This window comes from Bartonella jaculi (assembly GCF_039543045.1).
GTDB classification, from domain to species: domain Bacteria; phylum Pseudomonadota; class Alphaproteobacteria; order Rhizobiales; family Rhizobiaceae; genus Bartonella; species Bartonella jaculi.
Genome location: NZ_BAABIZ010000177.1, coordinates 1 through 704, shown reverse-complemented (window position 1 = coordinate 704; position 704 = coordinate 1). Strand labels below are relative to the sequence as shown.

The following is a 704-nucleotide window of genomic DNA, read 5'->3' as shown; positions in this document are numbered from 1 at the left end:
GATCACCATCTGTTTCTTTACCAATGGTGATATGTTTCGTTTCAGAATCCTGTTTCACGAAGCTACTGGCTGCTACTTGTTCTTTAACATCTTTTTCAACTTTTTGCAGTTGCGAAAAATTCACAGCGTCAGTATCTGCACTCCCAGCTGCAACACCAGAAAGAGTTCGAGCCTTACCTTCCTGATCGGAAATAGTGATTTTATTACCGTGTTTTTCTGCACCAATCTTGATGAGTTGCTCATTCTCATCCCACTTAATAAGACGATCGCCTTTTATATTAGTAATTTCATTATTAATTTGATTGGTAATATCATTTTTAACATTCTTGATAGAAGTACCAATACCACTCAAAGCATCCGCTACATTATGATGAGTTTCCTCACCTTCAGTACCATCTTCTTTAACAGTTTTAATTTTAAAAGTAGGACCGCCCCAGTTTCCATTTCCAAAGTCAGCACCACCACCAAAAAAAGTAGCTATCTTACCACCCATAATATGTATCTGGGAACCACTCACCGCTTCGTCTGAATCTTTACCGAGATCCCCACCTATAAGACCGGAAAGTTTCCGCTTCCAGCTGTCTTTGTTTAAAATACTGATTTCAGTGCCACCGGTACCCTTACCAATAGTGATAAGACCTGTTCCCCCTGCACGGATATTGCGACTTAAAGCCACCTCTTCTTCTTGCTTAACAAGGATACTG

At 40.1% G+C, this 704-nt stretch carries 1 pseudogene; it reads right to left on the bottom strand.

The annotated features are described in order from the left end of the window. Window positions 1-704 (bottom strand): annotated as a pseudogene (locus ABD915_RS10045) (hypothetical protein); the annotation flags it as partial.